General features: G+C 53.3%; 10 protein-coding genes and 1 rRNA gene. 9 read left to right on the top strand and 2 right to left on the bottom strand.

Annotated features, from left to right (window positions below):
• Window positions 1-120 precede the first annotated feature (120 nt).
• A complete protein-coding gene (locus IR195_RS17080; protein ID WP_125751622.1) occupies window positions 121-1755 on the top strand; it encodes an NAD+ synthase in 1635 nt (544 codons plus the stop codon).
• 108 nt (window positions 1756-1863) lie between these two features.
• Here the strand turns inward: IR195_RS17080 and IR195_RS17075 are convergent, their stop codons facing one another.
• Complete coding sequence (locus IR195_RS17075; RefSeq protein ID WP_125751619.1) at window positions 1864-2667, bottom strand: outer membrane protein assembly factor BamD; 804 nt, start codon at window positions 2665-2667, stop codon at window positions 1864-1866.
• 198 nt (window positions 2668-2865) lie between these two features.
• Here IR195_RS17075 and rluD point away from each other — a divergent pair, with 198 nt between their 5' ends.
• The 5 genes from rluD (at window position 2866) to ilvN (ending at window position 10061) form a co-directional block, all read left to right on the top strand.
• Window positions 2866-3825 carry a 23S rRNA pseudouridine(1911/1915/1917) synthase RluD gene (rluD, locus tag IR195_RS17070; protein WP_125751616.1) on the top strand — a complete coding sequence of 320 codons (960 nt, stop codon included), beginning with the start codon at window positions 2866-2868 and terminating at the stop codon, window positions 3823-3825.
• Complete coding sequence (gene pgeF, locus IR195_RS17065; RefSeq protein WP_206048128.1) at window positions 3822-4577, top strand: peptidoglycan editing factor PgeF; 756 nt, start codon at window positions 3822-3824, stop codon at window positions 4575-4577. Before rluD ends, pgeF begins: the two co-directional genes overlap by 4 nt.
• 172 nt (window positions 4578-4749) lie before the next feature.
• On the top strand, window positions 4750-7329 hold the full coding sequence (clpB, locus tag IR195_RS17060; RefSeq protein ID WP_125751609.1) for an ATP-dependent chaperone ClpB: 2580 nt from the start codon (window positions 4750-4752) through the stop codon (window positions 7327-7329).
• A gap of 516 nt (window positions 7330-7845) precedes the next feature.
• Complete coding sequence (locus IR195_RS17055) at window positions 7846-9570, top strand: acetolactate synthase 3 large subunit (protein WP_125753799.1); 1725 nt, start codon at window positions 7846-7848, stop codon at window positions 9568-9570.
• On the top strand, window positions 9570-10061 hold the full coding sequence (gene ilvN, locus IR195_RS17050; protein WP_027336791.1) for an acetolactate synthase small subunit: 492 nt from the start codon (window positions 9570-9572) through the stop codon (window positions 10059-10061). The genes IR195_RS17055 and ilvN overlap by 1 nt, the downstream gene beginning before the upstream one ends.
• Window positions 10062-10139: 78 nt before the next feature.
• Here the strand turns inward: ilvN and ilvY are convergent, their stop codons facing one another.
• The gene (ilvY, locus tag IR195_RS17045; protein ID WP_125751606.1) at window positions 10140-11027 is read right to left on the bottom strand and encodes an HTH-type transcriptional activator IlvY; all 888 of its coding nucleotides are present in this window, start codon (window positions 11025-11027) and stop codon (window positions 10140-10142) included.
• A gap of 198 nt (window positions 11028-11225) precedes the next feature.
• Between ilvY and ilvC the strand changes: the two genes are divergently transcribed.
• The 3 genes from ilvC to IR195_RS17030 all read left to right on the top strand — a co-directional run bounded on the left by ilvC (window position 11226) and on the right by IR195_RS17030 (window position 15406).
• Window positions 11226-12242, top strand: a complete 1017-nt coding sequence (ilvC, locus tag IR195_RS17040) for a ketol-acid reductoisomerase (protein WP_016916053.1) — start codon at window positions 11226-11228, stop codon at window positions 12240-12242.
• 163 nt (window positions 12243-12405) lie between these two features.
• Complete coding sequence (gene pssA, locus IR195_RS17035; protein WP_206048127.1) at window positions 12406-13338, top strand: CDP-diacylglycerol--serine O-phosphatidyltransferase; 933 nt, start codon at window positions 12406-12408, stop codon at window positions 13336-13338.
• 533 nt (window positions 13339-13871) lie between these two features.
• Window positions 13872-15406, top strand: a 16S ribosomal RNA gene (locus IR195_RS17030).
• The last annotated feature ends 279 nt before the right edge of the window (window positions 15407-15685 follow it).

The following is a 15685-nucleotide window of genomic DNA, read 5'->3' as shown; positions in this document are numbered from 1 at the left end:
TAATAATAGCTAGAGTAACATGAGCGCCGGCTAACCTTTGCCAGTTGGCAGTCCTTGCGGGACAATGTACTAAGGTGAGCGGCAACGTGTTCTAAAGATTCTCAAGAGATTTTAACGCCCATGCAAGACTTAACGCTGGTAATGGCCCAACTCGACCCTCTAGTGGGAGATATTCCCGGCAATGCTGCACGCGCCATTGAAGCGGTGCGCGAAGCGAGGATCGAGCATGGGGCGGATATTGTTGTCTTCCCAGAGCTTTTCTTGTCCGGTTATCCGCCGGAAGATCTGCTACTTCGCCCATCGATGGAAGCTCGCTTGCGTGAAGCACGGGCGAAAATGGCAGAAAAAATCGCCCGCGATGTGCTGGTGATTATTGGCTACCCGGGCGTCCGTGAAGGCAAGCGGTATAACCTGGCGGGTGTGCTGTATAACGGCCAATGGGAAGCGGAGTATGCTAAGCAGGCACTGCCGAACTATCAGGTGTTTGATGAGCAGCGTTACTTTACGCCTGGTACCGAACCGCTGGTTTACGAGCACAAAGGTGCCAAGCTAGGGCTGCTGATTTGTGAAGACCTTTGGGAAGGCACTCCGGTCAATGCTGCCCGTGAAGCCGGTGCAGAGGTGCTGATCAGCTTAAACGCCTCGCCTTATCACCAGGATAAGCCCAGCGAGCGCTTGCGCTTGTTAGAGCAGCGTGCCCAGGATGTAAACCGCCCGATTGTATATGTGAACACTATCGGCGGTCAGGATGAGCTGGTTTTCGACGGCGGTTCTAGCTGTGTAGATGCCCAGGGCGAACTCAAAGTGCTGGCGCCTTCTTGGCAAGCAGGCTTAATGCCCGTTCAGCTGCTGCAAACGAGCGCTAATACCTGGGAACCCCAGGCGGGTGAAATTGAGCCAGAGGTTGAGCCTGAAGAGAGCCTTTACTGTGCCTTGGTGACAGGGCTGCGTGACTACGTCAACAAAAGCGGTTTTCAAGGCGTTGTTCTGGGGCTTTCCGGTGGTATCGATTCCGCTCTTTCCTTAGCGATTGCCGTCGATGCGCTGGGCCCTCAGCGTGTGCAAGCAGTGATGATGCCTTACCACTATACGGCGGATATCTCGAAGCAGGACGCTGCCGAACAGGCTGACATGCTGGGCGTTCATTATGACGTAATGCCCATCGAGCCGATGGTCGACGCGTTTATGGGCACGCTGGCAGAAAGTTTCGCTGGCGCCGAGCGGGATACCACTGAAGAGAACCTGCAGTCGCGCTGTCGCGGCGTTCTGCTGATGGCGATCTCCAATAAGAAAGGCCTGATGGTGCTTACGACCGGCAATAAAAGTGAAATGGCTGTGGGTTACGCCACGCTTTATGGCGACATGGTGGGCGGCTATAACGCCATCAAAGATGTCTATAAAACCTGGGTGTATCGCTTAGCCCGCTGGCGTAATACCCAGTCGCCCGCTATTCCAGAGCGAGTGATTGAGCGCCCGCCCAGTGCGGAGCTGGCGCCCGACCAGCAAGACAGTGACTCATTGCCTGATTACGACGTGCTAGACGCCATTCTGGTGAGCTACATTGAAGGCGATATGAGTGCTGAGGCCATTATTGCCGCTGGGTTTGATGAGGAAGATGTTTATAAAGTAGTGAAGCTTGTTGATCGCTGCGAATATAAGCGCCGTCAAGCCCCGGTCGGAGTGCGGGTGACGCCCAGAGGGTTTGGGCGCGACCGGCGCTACCCGATTGTTAATGGTTGGCAGCCTGGCGATTAAGCATCAAAAACGCCCTAAATCGTGCTTCAGCATGATTTAGGGCGTTGTACACCTGATTAATCCATCCTATGCGGTCATCGGACCCGGCGTTATTTTACAGGCGCTTATTCATAAGTGCTTAGGCTTGAAACGACCATTGCTAAGCTGCTCATGGTTTGGCGCATTTTCGCGCAGTACGGAAAGCACTTCGTTGGCGCGGTCGTCCATGCCAAGTCCTTGATAGCCTTCTACCATGGTTGCCAGCGCGTCACGCGTTGCGTTGGACTCCGGATAGTTTTCAATCACCCAGCGACCTCGTTCAACGGCGGCCAGGAAGGCACCGCGACGCAAGTAGTAATCGGCAACGTGCAGTTCATGACGTGCCAGCAATTCACGCAGATACACAATGCGTTGCTGGGCATCCGGGGCATATTCGCTTTGAGGGAAGCGCTGAATTAATTCGCGGAAGTCGTTGTAAGCATCCCGTGAAGCACCTAAGTCACGCTTAGAAATATCAATCAGGCGCAAGCGTTCAAGGCTAAATCGCCCTGCCTGCCAAGCCGAAAGGCCGCGCAAGTAGTAGGCGTAATCCACTTGAGGGTGGTCAGGGTGCAAGCGAATAAAGCGGCTGGCAGCGGCGCGTGCCTCTTCCCAGTTGCTGTTTTCGTAGTAAGCGTAAATTAGCTCAAGCTGAGCTTGTTCGGCATGGGGGCCAAATGGGTAGCGGGTATCAAGCGCTTCCAGTCGCTCAATGGCAATTGGGAAACGGTTGCTATCCAGCGCTGTGCGGGCAAGTTCATAGAGCTCACGTTCTTGCACACCTGAGAATTCATCCTCTTCTTCAGGTGTGGTGTCGTTACTGGCACAGCCTGCCAAAAGGGCAAGGCTTAAGGCTAGAACGCCAAAGCGGTTGGCAGCGGAAAAAGCGCGCATCATCATCCTCGTTGCAAACAAGCCTCAATCACCGAAAAGCGACGATGGCCATAAGTAGAAATGGTAGAATAGGTCGCAGTTCGCCCACTATAAATCACCTAGACGCAAAACGCAGGCTTAGCGACACTCTAATGCCGTGTGAAGAGTTAAAAGCATTATAGGGTAGCCGCGGTTGTTTGCGTCTTAAAGAGGTTGTTCATGTCTCGTATTGTTGAAGCCACGCAGCGAGTACCCGCGACATTAGCTGGCGCGCGTTTAGACCAGGCCGCCGCTGAGTTGTTCAGCGACTATTCCCGCGAGCGTTTGAAAGCGTGGATCAACGCCGGTGAGCTCACCGTCGACGGCGCTAAAGTAAAACCGAAGGCCAAGCTGCACGGCCACGAAACATTAGCGCTAAAAGCGACTATTGAAGACGATACTCGTTTTGAGCCTCAAGATATTCCGCTTGATATCGTTTATGAAGACGACGCGGTGATGGTCATCAATAAGGCCGCTGGCATGGTGGTTCATCCCGCCGCGGGCAACCCTGATGGCACGTTGTTGAATGCGTTGCTCCATCATCATCCTGCACTGGCAGAAGTGCCCCGGGCGGGCATAGTCCATCGTCTGGATAAAGACACTACTGGTCTAATGATGGTGGCAAAAACATTGCCCGCACAAACGACGCTGGTTGAACAGTTGCAGGCGCGCAGCGTTTCTCGCCAATATGATGCCGTGGTGATTGGCAAGCCCGTGTCGGGCAGCACCATTGACGCGCCCATTGGTCGGCATCCAAAAGACCGCAAGCGCCAAGCGGTCACGGCTTCCGGGAAACCGGCAGTGACTCACTTTCGGGTAGTTGAGCGCTTTCGCGCGCATACCCATGTGCGTTGCCAGCTGGAAACCGGGCGTACCCACCAAATTCGCGTTCATATGGCACATGCCCGCTACCCATTGATTGGCGATCCGCTCTATAGTGGCCGTGCTAAGCTGCCGCCGGGCGCTGCGGCGCCGCTAAAAGAGATTTTGCGTGAATTTCCGCGTCAGGCGCTGCATGCTCGAAAGCTCAGTTTTGTGCATCCGGTGAGTGGTGAAACGCTTACTTTTCATGCCGACTTGCCCGATGATCTACTGATGCTGTTGGATTACCTGCGCGAAGATAGTGAGACCATGAGATGAGCGATGCGATTGATCTAAAGCCCACGCTGCTGTTACCTGATTGGCCAGCCCCTGCTAATGTGCGGGCGTTTGTGACTACTCGGGAAACAGGGCCGAGCCAGGATGATTTTGCCGCTTTCAATCCAGCGAGCCACGTCGGTGATAATGCTGATCATGTCGCGCTATGCCGGCGCTTGTTGCATAAAGAAGTTGGCGATGATCGACCGCTGCTGTGGCTTAATCAAACCCATGGCGCACGTGTTCAGCAGGAGTATCAAGACGATACACCGGAAGCAGACGCCTCGGTTGCCAGCAGCAACGACTATGCCTGTGTGGTGTTAACCGCAGACTGCTTGCCGGTGATGTTCTGCAATCGCCAAGGGACTCAGGTAGCCATTGCCCATGCGGGCTGGCGCGGGCTGGCGGGTGGCGTGTTGGAAGCGACCGTCGCCGCGATGAACTGCGATTCTGACGACATTTTGGTGTGGTTAGGCCCGGCTATTTCGAATGCCCAGTTTGAAGTAGGGCCCGAAGTCTATGGTGCCTTCGTTGCAGTACACCCGGAGACCGCCGAAGCGTTTGACCATAGCCCCTATCGTCTTGGCCACTATATGGCAGATCTTTATCGCTTAGCGCGCTTTCGTTTAGAAGCGCTGGGGATCCATCACATCAGTGGTGGCCACTTCTGCACTGCCTGCGAGTCGCGTTTTTACTCCTACCGCCGAGACAATGGCAACACTGGACGCATGGCAAGTGTGATCTGGATCAATTAAGCAGCACTATTCCTTCGAGCTTGTGAGGCACAGCTCTTGAAATACGTGGAACTGACTCCATTAAACTTGTCAAGCTAAACGTTTTTAGTACGTCAACGTTTCTAGCATATTAAAGACAAGTTATTGGGAAGCACCGTGGGTCCAAACGCACGGTTCCCCCAGGAGGAACTCCATGCGATTCGATAAATTTACTGCCAAATTACAGGCCGCTATTTCTGAGGCACAATCCCTTGCGGTAGGGCACGGCCATAACCAGCTTGATCCTGCGCACTTATTGCTTGCGTTACTCGATACCAAAGACACTGGCATCAAAGCCCTGGTTGAAAAAGCTGGGGGTAGCAGCTCGCGCCTGCGCGACGGTTTGCAGAAGCAGCTAGATGACTTACCTAAGGTAAGCCAGTTCGACGGTGACGTTCAGCCATCTCGCGACTTCATTAAACTATTCAATCTGACTGACCGGGAAGCGCAGAAGCGTGGCGACCAGTTCATTGCCAGTGAATTGGTACTTCTGGCTGCACTGGAAATGAACAGTGCGATCACCAAGCTGATGAAAGAGGCAGGGCTCAACCGCAAAGACTTGGAAGCCGCAATCAATAGTTTACGCGGTGGTGCTAAGGTCGACGACCCGAATGCCGAAGATCAGCGTGAAGCACTTAGCAAATACACCATGGACCTAACCCAGCGTGCCTTAGACGGCAAGCTGGACCCCGTAATTGGCCGTGATGATGAAATTCGCCGCACGATTCAGGTGCTGCAGCGTCGTACCAAAAATAACCCGGTACTGATCGGTGAGCCAGGGGTGGGTAAAACCGCCATTGTCGAAGGGCTGGCCCAGCGCATTGTGAATGGCGAAGTGCCTGAAGGCTTGAAAGAGAAGCGTGTCCTTTCCTTGGATATGGGCTCGCTGCTGGCAGGCGCTAAATTCCGTGGTGAATTTGAAGAGCGTCTGAAAGCGGTGCTCAAAGAGCTTTCCCAGGAAGAAGGCCGGGTCATCCTGTTTATTGATGAGCTGCACACCATGGTGGGCGCAGGTAAGGCTGAAGGCGCGATGGATGCAGGCAACATGCTTAAGCCTGCGCTGGCGCGTGGTGAACTGCATTGCGTAGGGGCGACCACCCTGGATGAGTACCGCAAATACATTGAAAAAGACGCCGCGCTGGAACGTCGCTTCCAGAAGGTGTTGGTCGATGAGCCCTCTGAAGAGGACACGGTAGCTATTCTGCGTGGCTTAAAAGAGCGCTATGAAGTCCACCATGGCGTGGATATTACCGACTCGGCGATTATCGCCGCGGCTAAGCTCTCTACCCGCTATATCACTGATAGGCAGTTGCCCGACAAAGCCATTGACCTGATCGACGAAGCAGCGTCACGTATCCGCATGGAGCTGGACTCTAAGCCTGAAGAGATGGATAGGCTGGATCGTCGCCTAATCCAGCTGAAAATGGAGCGCGAAGCGCTTAAGAAAGAGACCGACGAGGCCACTAAGAAACGCCTTGAGGCGCTGAATAACCAGATCCATGAGTTGGAGCGCGAATACGCTGACTTGGATGAAATCTGGAAAGCTGAAAAAGCCAGTATTCAAGGCGCAGCTCAGTTTAAAGCGGAGCTTGAGCAGGCGCGCATTGACCTTGAACAAGCGCGTCGCCAGGGCGATCTGGGGCGTATGTCCGAGATTCAGTATGGCAAAATTCCGGCGCTTGAGAAGAAAATCAGCGAAGCGGGTGAAGGCGAAGCTGATATTGCCAGCCACCAGCTGCTGCGCTCAAACGTTACCGAAGAAGAGATTGCCGAGGTGGTTTCTCGCTGGACAGGCATACCGGTCTCCAAAATGCTGGAAGGCGAGCGAGACAAGCTGCTGCGTATGGAAGAAGCGCTACATGAGCGAGTGATTGGCCAGCATGAAGCGGTAGAGGCCGTGGCTAACGCCGTTCGCCGCTCGCGGGCAGGGCTGTCTGACCCCAATCGGCCCAACGGCTCGTTCCTGTTCCTCGGCCCAACCGGGGTGGGTAAAACAGAGCTATGTAAGTCGCTGGCTAACTTCTTGTTCGATACTGAAGAGGCGATGGTGCGTATCGACATGTCGGAGTTTATGGAGAAGCACTCCGTGGCTCGCTTGATTGGTGCGCCTCCTGGCTATGTAGGTTATGAAGAGGGTGGTTACTTAACTGAGGCGGTGCGTCGTAAGCCCTACTCGGTGCTGCTACTGGACGAAGTGGAAAAAGCGCATCCGGATGTGTTCAATATCCTGCTGCAAGTGCTAGAGGATGGTCGTTTAACTGATGGGCAAGGTCGCACAGTCGATTTCCGTAACACGGTAATCGTGATGACTTCTAACATGGGCTCGGACATCATCCAGCGCATGGGGGGAGATGATAGCGACTACGAAGTCATGAAAAATGCAGTGATGGAAGTGGTGGGTAACCATTTCCGCCCTGAATTGATTAACCGTATTGATGAGGTGGTGGTGTTCCACGCCCTTGGCCAAGAGCAAATTCAGGCGATTGCCGGTATTCAGTTAGCGCGTTTGAAAGCTCGCTTGGCTGAGCATGACCTGAGCCTGGAAATTAGCGATGACGCCATGGCCCAGCTGGCGGTAGTCGGTTTCGACCCGGTGTATGGCGCAAGGCCGCTGAAGCGGGCGATCCAAAGCCGCATCGAGAACCCATTGGCCCAAGACCTGCTGGCGGGCAAGTACGCCCCTGGCGACACTATTCATATCAGTGCGAGTGAAGGCAAGCTGGTATTTGAGTAAGGTGGGTAATTAAAACGCCTATGTTCTCAACGCGTCTGCGCAGTGAAACCTAGCAAGCCTGCGCAATGAAATATGGCAAAAGCCTCGTTAGCTCTGCTAGCGGGGCTTTTTTAATGGCTAACTGCGACGTTTGTTGCGTTTGTCCTGATCGGAGGTTGACAGGCTGAGGGCGCTAATGGAATCTTGTGTGTTCCTGATTTGCGGGCGCGGAACCAACGGGCAACCCCTAATCCCCGCGTGAAGGGTAGGCGAAAGCCTTTACCCGCCGAAGGACTTCCGGGCTTGGGCTAACCGTCCGACCTGGCCAACGCCCCGACACGGCAAACCGTCGTGTAAGGTAGCTACTGGCGTATTTGATGATATACCGGTGCTTCCGATGAGAGTGCAGGCCCTAACCGGGCCATATGCCAGGGTTTGGCATCAGGTGCCGGCATGGGCCGGCAGCGGCATACCGCCGCACTCGACACCGCAGGATGTCCTGCGGATCGCACTCGAGACCTCCAGGGGAGAAACACAGTGGAACTGCTTTCCGGCGCAGATATGATCGCCCGCTTCTTGCAGGATGAGGGCGTTGAGTACATTTATGGTTATCCCGGCGGCGCGGCGCTGCACATTTACGATGCGCTGTTCCGCCAGGACAAGGTGAAGCACATTCTCGTGCGTCACGAACAGGCTGCAACTCACGCAGCAGATGGCTATGCCCGTGCGGCGGGTAAGCCAGGCGTGGTGCTAGTCACCTCCGGTCCTGGTGCTACCAATGCGGTTACCGGCATTGCGACTGCCTATATGGATTCGATTCCAATGGTCGTGCTGTGCGGTCAGGTCATGAGCCACCTGATTGGTGACGATGCCTTCCAGGAAACCGATATTGTGGGTGTAACTCGCCCCATCGTGAAGCACAGCTTCTCAATTCGGCATCCGTCTGAGATTCCAGAAGTGCTGAAAAAAGCCTTCTATCTTGCGGCGACTGGTCGCCCGGGTCCGGTCGTGGTCGATATCCCTAAAGATATGACAGCACCGACCGAGCGCTATGAGTACGTCTACCCGAAAAAGGTCAAGATGCGCTCCTATAACCCGGTTACCCGGGGGCATACCGGTCAAATTAAAAAAGCCGTTGAGATGATGCTGAAAGCCAAGCGCCCGGTGTTCTATACCGGCGGTGGCGTGGTAACTGGCAAGGCAAGCGAAGGGTTGACCGATTTGGTCAAACAGCTCGGCTTCCCCATTACCACAACGTTGATGGGCATCGGCGCCTACCCGCAAAGTGATCGGCAGTGCCTGGGCTGGTTGGGGATGCACGGCTCGTATGAGTCCAATATGGCCATGCACCATGCGGATTTAATTATCGCTATTGGCGCGCGTTTTGATGACCGAGTGACCAACAACACGTCGAAGTTTTGCCCCACGGCAAAAATCATTCACGTGGATGTGGACCCAAGCTCGGTATCTAAAACCGTACGTGCAGATGTGCCCATCGTTGGGCCAGCGTCTAGCGTCATTAATGAAATGATCAGCCTGGTTCAGGGGCAGTCAATTTCGCAGCCTGAAGCGCTAGCCGAGTGGTGGCAAAAGATTGACGGCTGGCGCGCCGAGCGTGAAGGCAAGCTATACGAGCCTTCTAAGCCAGGCGAAGTGTTGAAGCCACAGGAAGTTATCGAAGCGCTATGCCGTGTTACTCGCGGTGAAGCCTATGTGACGACGGATGTTGGCCAGCACCAGATGTTTGCTGCTCAGTACTACAAGTTTGATAAGCCTAACCGTCTGATCACGTCGGGTGGTTTGGGCACCATGGGCTTTGGCTTCCCGGCTGCCATGGGTATCAAGCAGAACTTCCCTGATGACGACGTTGTGTGTGTCACAGGGGAAGGCAGCTTCCAGATGATGATGCAGGAGCTTTCTACCTGTAAGCAGTACGGCGTGGGCGTCAAAATTGTAAACCTCAACAATGCATCGCTGGGCATGGTTAGGCAGTGGCAGGATTTGAACTACAAGTCCCGTCATGCGCACTCCTATATGGAGTCGCTGCCAGACTTCCACATGCTAATTGAGGCTTACGGATTTACCGCAATCACCGTGAACACACTTGATGAGTTGGAACCGGCGCTAGAGCGCGCCTTTGCTGACAAACATGAGCTAGTGTTCCTGGATGTGAAGGTTGATCCCTTTGAGCACGTCTATCCGATGCAGGTACCGTTGGGTGCCATGCGTGACATGCTGCTGTCTAAAACGGAGCGTACCTGATGCGTCATATCATCTCGATTCTGATGGAAAACGAACCGGGTGCGCTGTCACGTGTGGTCGGGCTGTTCTCCCAGCGTAACTTCAACATTGAAACGCTGAACGTTGCACCGACCGAAGACCCGTCGCTGTCACGCCTGACGGTGACCACCGTGGGTGATGACCGAGTGATTGAGCAAATCACCAAGCATCTTAATAAGCTGATTGATGTGGTGAAGCTGGTCGACCTGACGGAAGGTAACCACATTGAGCGTGAGCTGATGCTGGTGAAAGTAAAAGCGTTAGGTGCTGCCCGCGATGAAGTGAAGCGTACGGTGGATATTTTCCGGGCGCAGATCGTCGACGTAACGCCAAGCCTTTATACCGTTCAGATTACCGGTGACGCCGCTAAGCTGGATGCCTTCCTACAGGCCATGGCGCCGGTAGGCATTCTCGAAGTGGCGCGTACCGGGGTGTCCGGTATTGCTCGCGGCGATAAAGTTCTATCGTTGTAAACGCAACATGCTAGTTGAATCTGTCGTTGGCAAAGCCGTCCTTATCAGGGCGGCTTTTTTGTATCTTTTAAGCACACGTTAACCTGGCGTCACAGTCGCCCAAAACGCGTCAATCATCGGATTTTTGAGGCGTCGGTTAAGCACGCAAACTCCGACATCGTAGTGGGGTAGCTCGGGTTTTACGTTGAGTACTTGCACACGTTCGGACAGCGGGCTGTTATCTAGCACGATTTTGGGTACCACTCCCACGCCAAACCCCAGCCCTACCATGCTGACAATCGCTTCGTGCCCAGCGACTTGGGCATAAATGCGTGGCGTAATGCCCATCGCTTTAAACCACGTGTTGGCGTACTCCCTTGAAAGCCCTGCCTCTGAAAGAATCATCGGGACATCACGCCACTGCTCTGCTGTTGAGCTTTCCGGCTGGCTTGGCAGCCAATCGTGGGCTTCTGTCGGTGCAATAAACAGCAGCGGCGAGCGGGTAAGTGATTTAAACGCCAGGGCGCTGGGGGGAATCCGCGGCCGGGGGGTGATGGCCATATCGTCTGCGCCTTCCAGTACCCGCGACATGGCATCCGCGGGGTCGCCGGTATGCAGCTTTAATTCGATACCGGGGTGTCGAGTACGCACATCACTCAGGAGCTCGTAGAGAAAGCTATAGCTGGCGGTTACCGAGCAGTAAATGCTTATTTCGCCACTCAGCTGTGCCACCGTGGCGGCCAGTGTTCGCTTCTGCATTTCCCATTGCTCTAAGGTCTCTTTTGCATAGTGCTGAAACGCTAAGCCTTGAGGGGTTAGCGTGACATGGCGATTGTCGCGCTCAAATAGTTGCGTGCCTAGCTCGCTTTCAACCTGCTGGATTGAGCGGCTTAGGGTGGAGGGGCTGATATGACAAAGCTCGCTGGCGCGGCCAAAGTGCAGCGTCTCGGCCAGTGTTACCACATGCTTTAATAAGCGGAAATCCATAGTAAGCCCACTGTTAAGATCGGTGTTTCATAATTAGAAATAGTATGTTGCAAATATAGCGTTTTACGCAATGGTGGCGGTGGCGTAGAGTGATCTCAATGCCAAAGCCCAGTGCTGCAAAAGACGGCACGGGTGGCCATCAACGCTGACATATACGCAATAAAAACTTTTGGTTTCATCGACTTCTGGAGTCTCGCCATGCACGTTTATTACGATAAAGATTGTGACCTGTCCCTCATTCAGGCTAAGAAAGTCACTATTGTTGGTTATGGTTCGCAAGGCCATGCCCATGCGAATAACTTGAAAGAGTCTGGCGTCGACGTCACAGTTGCTCTGCGCAAAGGTTCTTCCTCTGCCGCCAAAGCAGAAGCCGCAGGCCTGAAAGTGGCAAGCGTTCCAGAAGCGTGCAAAACCGCAGACGTTGTCATGATTCTGGCGCCGGATGAGAATCAAAAAGCGATCTACGAGCAAGAAGTAGAGCCGAACTTGAAAGAGGGCGCGACCTTGGCCTTCGCTCATGGCTTTAACATCCACTACAACCAGATCGAGCCGCGCAAAGATCTAGATGTCATCATGATCGCGCCGAAAGCGCCAGGTCACACGGTTCGTTCTGAGTTTGTTAAAGGTGGCGGCATTCCTGACCTGATCGCTATCCACCAGGATGCATCTGGTAATGCCAAAGAACTGGCGCTTTCCTACGCGGCAGGCGTCGGTGGCGGCCGTAGCGGTATCATCGAAACTACCTTCAAAGATGAGACCGAAACGGATCTGTTTGGCGAGCAAGCAGTTCTGTGTGGCGGCGCAGTTGAGCTGGTTAAAGCTGGCTTTGAAACGCTGACTGAAGCAGGCTATGCGCCAGAAATGGCTTACTTCGAGTGTCTGCATGAGCTTAAGCTGATTGTTGACCTGATGTACGAAGGCGGCATCGCCAACATGAACTACTCCATCTCCAACAATGCGGAGTACGGTGAGTATGTGACTGGCCCTGAAGTGATTAACGATGAGTCTCGTGCTGCAATGCGCAATGCACTCAAGCGTATCCAAACGGGTGAGTATGCCAAAATGTTCATCCAGGAAGGCAACACCAACTACCCGTCGATGACGGCACGTCGTCGCTTGAATGCTGAACACGAAATTGAGCAAGTAGGTGCTAAGCTACGTGGCATGATGCCGTGGATCGCTGCCAACCAGTTGGTTGATAAATCGAAAAACTAAGCGGTTAGCGTGTTAGTACGCTAGTTAAAGTCTCGGGGCGCACATTGTTGCGCCCCGAGTCGTTTGGCGTCGCATGCTGCAATTGACTGGCTGAGTTAGCGTCACCGTGTAGAATGAAAAGGGATCACTGTTCTTGTGACTTCACTTCAAACGGATGATATTTATGACCCAGGATGCTCGCGATCAAGAGCGTAAACAGGCCCCACAGTCAGTGCCTCAAGAAGGCCAGAAAATAGAAGAGAGTGGCACTGGAGAGCAAGAAGACGCTAGTCACGAAAAGCTGAGTAATGGCAGCGTAAGTCATGGCGACATAAGCAATGAAGATCTTGCTAGCGTTTTTTTGCGCGAAACCGAAGTGGTTGAAGAAGCGGTTGAAGACGGTAAGAAGATTCGCCGAAAAGGCATTTACTTATTACCTAACTTGTTTACTACGTCTGCGCTGTTTTCAGGGTTCTTCGCGGTGGTGGCGGGGATTAACGGAGAATTTACTTCGGCAGCAGTGGCAATTTTTATCGCCATGGTGCTTGATGGGCTTGATGGCCGTGTTGCCCGGATGACCAATACTCAAAGCGAGTTTGGCGCCGAGTACGATAGCCTTTCCGACATGATCTCGTTCGGTATGGCGCCTGCATTGGTGGCCTTTACCTGGATTTTACAAGACATCGGTAAAACGGGTTGGGTCGTAGCATTTCTTTATGTGGCTTGTGCTGCACTGCGCCTGGCGCGCTTTAATGTACAGATTGGTAGTGTTGATAAGAAATGGTTTATCGGCTTACCAAGCCCATCCGCTGCCGCTTTAGTGGCTGCAAGTGTATGGACCTTCCATAGTTTTGATGCAGATGCGGTAGGTTTTAAGCTGCTTATGCTGTTTGTAGTAGGGGCGGCGGGGGTGCTTATGGTTAGCAATATCCGTTATTACAGCTTCAAGGACCTCGATTTTAAAAAGCCTGTACCTTTTGTTGTGCTGTTAGCGGTGGTGCTAGGGTTCGTCATGATCTCAGTGGAACCGTCTGTCATGCTGCTACTGCTTTTTGGTGCTTATGTTTGCTCTGGGCCCGTTTTGGCCGTTATGCGCAAGGCCAAGCCTAGAAGTTAAAGTTTATTCGCATTTTCTCAAAAAACTACTTGCCAAGACGGCAGCGAATCCGTAAAGTACGCATCCGCTGCCGGGGACGCACAGCGTTACCAGCGGTGATTGAAGGTGAAAACCTTCGGTTTGTCAGAGAGTTAGAAGAACTCAGCAGTCACATGCTTCGATGTCTTCCAGCGCTTTTTGAAACGAGCCACGCCAGAAAGCATTGTTATCTTGCTTTCTTCGCTCACTCGCTTCACTCACTTAAAACAGTGATTGACAAACACTAGGAAATGCGTAGAATACGCCTTCCTCGCTGAGGCAAGCCAGTTCATCGGTTAGCCAGTGACTTCTTCGGAAGTTCAGCAGCGAAAACAGCTCTTTAACAATTTGATCAGGTAATTCATGTGGGCGCTTGCCGATGAGGGTGATAAATCACCAAATATCAAGGCAAGCGGTCATGAGAACGAAAGTTTGAATGAATTCGTTTGAACCTTGAGCCAAGTTTGATGCGCTTTTGTTGCCTTCGGGTGACGAGTAAGCATCACAATGATTTTAAACTGAAGAGTTTGATCATGGCTCAGATTGAACGCTGGCGGCAGGCCTAACACATGCAAGTCGAGCGGTAACAGGGGTAGCTTGCTACCCGCTGACGAGCGGCGGACGGGTGAGTAATGCGTAGGAATCTGCCCGATAGTGGGGGATAACCTGGGGAAACCCAGGCTAATACCGCATACGTCCTACGGGAGAAAGGGGGCTCCGGCTCCCGCTATTGGATGAGCCTATGTCGGATTAGCTAGTTGGTGAGGTAAAGGCTCACCAAGGCGACGATCCGTAGCTGGTCTGAGAGGATGATCAGCCACATCGGGACTGAGACACGGCCCGAACTCCTACGGGAGGCAGCAGTGGGGAATATTGGACAATGGGCGAAAGCCTGATCCAGCCATGCCGCGTGTGTGAAGAAGGCCCTCGGGTTGTAAAGCACTTTCAGCGAGGAAGAACGCCTAGTGGTTAATACCCATTAGGAAAGACATCACTCGCAGAAGAAGCACCGGCTAACTCCGTGCCAGCAGCCGCGGTAATACGGAGGGTGCAAGCGTTAATCGGAATTACTGGGCGTAAAGCGCGCGTAGGTGGCTTGATAAGCCGGTTGTGAAAGCCCCGGGCTCAACCTGGGAACGGCATCCGGAACTGTCAAGCTAGAGTGCAGGAGAGGAAGGTAGAATTCCCGGTGTAGCGGTGAAATGCGTAGAGATCGGGAGGAATACCAGTGGCGAAGGCGGCCTTCTGGACTGACACTGACACTGAGGTGCGAAAGCGTGGGTAGCAAACAGGATTAGATACCCTGGTAGTCCACGCCGTAAACGATGTCGACCAGCCGTTGGGTGCCTAGCGCACTTTGTGGCGAAGTTAACGCGATAAGTCGACCGCCTGGGGAGTACGGCCGCAAGGTTAAAACTCAAATGAATTGACGGGGGCCCGCACAAGCGGTGGAGCATGTGGTTTAATTCGATGCAACGCGAAGAACCTTACCTACTCTTGACATCCTGCGAACTTGTGAGAGATCACTTGGTGCCTTCGGGAACGCAGAGACAGGTGCTGCATGGCTGTCGTCAGCTCGTGTTGTGAAATGTTGGGTTAAGTCCCGTAACGAGCGCAACCCTTGTCCTTATTTGCCAGCGCGTAATGGCGGGAACTCTAAGGAGACTGCCGGTGACAAACCGGAGGAAGGTGGGGACGACGTCAAGTCATCATGGCCCTTACGAGTAGGGCTACACACGTGCTACAATGGCCGGTACAAAGGGTTGCGAGCTCGCGAGAGTCAGCTAATCCCGAAAAGCCGGTCTCAGTCCGGATCGGAGTCTGCAACTCGACTCCGTGAAGTCGGAATCGCTAGTAATCGTGAATCAGAATGTCACGGTGAATACGTTCCCGGGCCTTGTACACACCGCCCGTCACACCATGGGAGTGGACTGCACCAGAAGTGGTTAGCTTAACCTTCGGGAAAGCGATCACCACGGTGTGGTTCATGACTGGGGTGAAGTCGTAACAAGGTAGCCGTAGGGGAACCTGCGGCTGGATCACCTCCTTAAACGATGCATCATCCCTCGCGGTAAGCGCTCACAATGAATTACCTGATCAGAATGCTGTTGATACGCAGTGATAAGCGTTTTCTTTATGTTGAAAGAAGAAAAAAAGGTCTTTCTTTTTCTTTTAATGTGAAAAAAGCACTCGCTTATCACTGCGCATAGCAGTCGCTCTTTAACAATGTATATCATGCTGACATAAACGTTTTAAAACGTTTATACGTAATTGTTTTGTGATACGTCTCAAGCGTATCCGGCAATCGTTATCATTGCGAGACACCAGA

The sequence above is a fragment of the Vreelandella venusta genome (assembly GCF_015689495.1).
Lineage (GTDB): Bacteria > Pseudomonadota > Gammaproteobacteria > Pseudomonadales > Halomonadaceae > Vreelandella > Vreelandella venusta.
The sequence above is the reverse complement of the archived record's forward strand: the minus strand, read 5'-3'. Positions and strand labels throughout refer to the sequence as shown.

Bases quoted from the DNA above. Each gene is read 5' to 3' on its own strand.
- IR195_RS17080 (WP_125751622.1), top strand. From the start codon at position 121: ATGCAAGACTTAACGCTGGTAATGGCCCAACTCGACCCTCTAGTGGGA.
- IR195_RS17075 (WP_125751619.1), bottom strand. From the start codon at position 2,667: ATGCGCGCTTTTTCCGCTGCCAACCGCTTTGGCGTTCTAGCCTTAAGC.
- rluD (WP_125751616.1), top strand. From the start codon at position 2,866: ATGTCTCGTATTGTTGAAGCCACGCAGCGAGTACCCGCGACATTAGCT.
- pgeF (WP_206048128.1), top strand. From the start codon at position 3,822: ATGAGCGATGCGATTGATCTAAAGCCCACGCTGCTGTTACCTGATTGG.
- clpB (WP_125751609.1), top strand. From the start codon at position 4,750: ATGCGATTCGATAAATTTACTGCCAAATTACAGGCCGCTATTTCTGAG.
- ilvN (WP_027336791.1), top strand. From the start codon at position 9,570: ATGCGTCATATCATCTCGATTCTGATGGAAAACGAACCGGGTGCGCTG.
- ilvY (WP_125751606.1), bottom strand. From the start codon at position 11,027: ATGGATTTCCGCTTATTAAAGCATGTGGTAACACTGGCCGAGACGCTG.
- ilvC (WP_016916053.1), top strand. From the start codon at position 11,226: ATGCACGTTTATTACGATAAAGATTGTGACCTGTCCCTCATTCAGGCT.
- pssA (WP_206048127.1), top strand. From the start codon at position 12,406: ATGACCCAGGATGCTCGCGATCAAGAGCGTAAACAGGCCCCACAGTCA.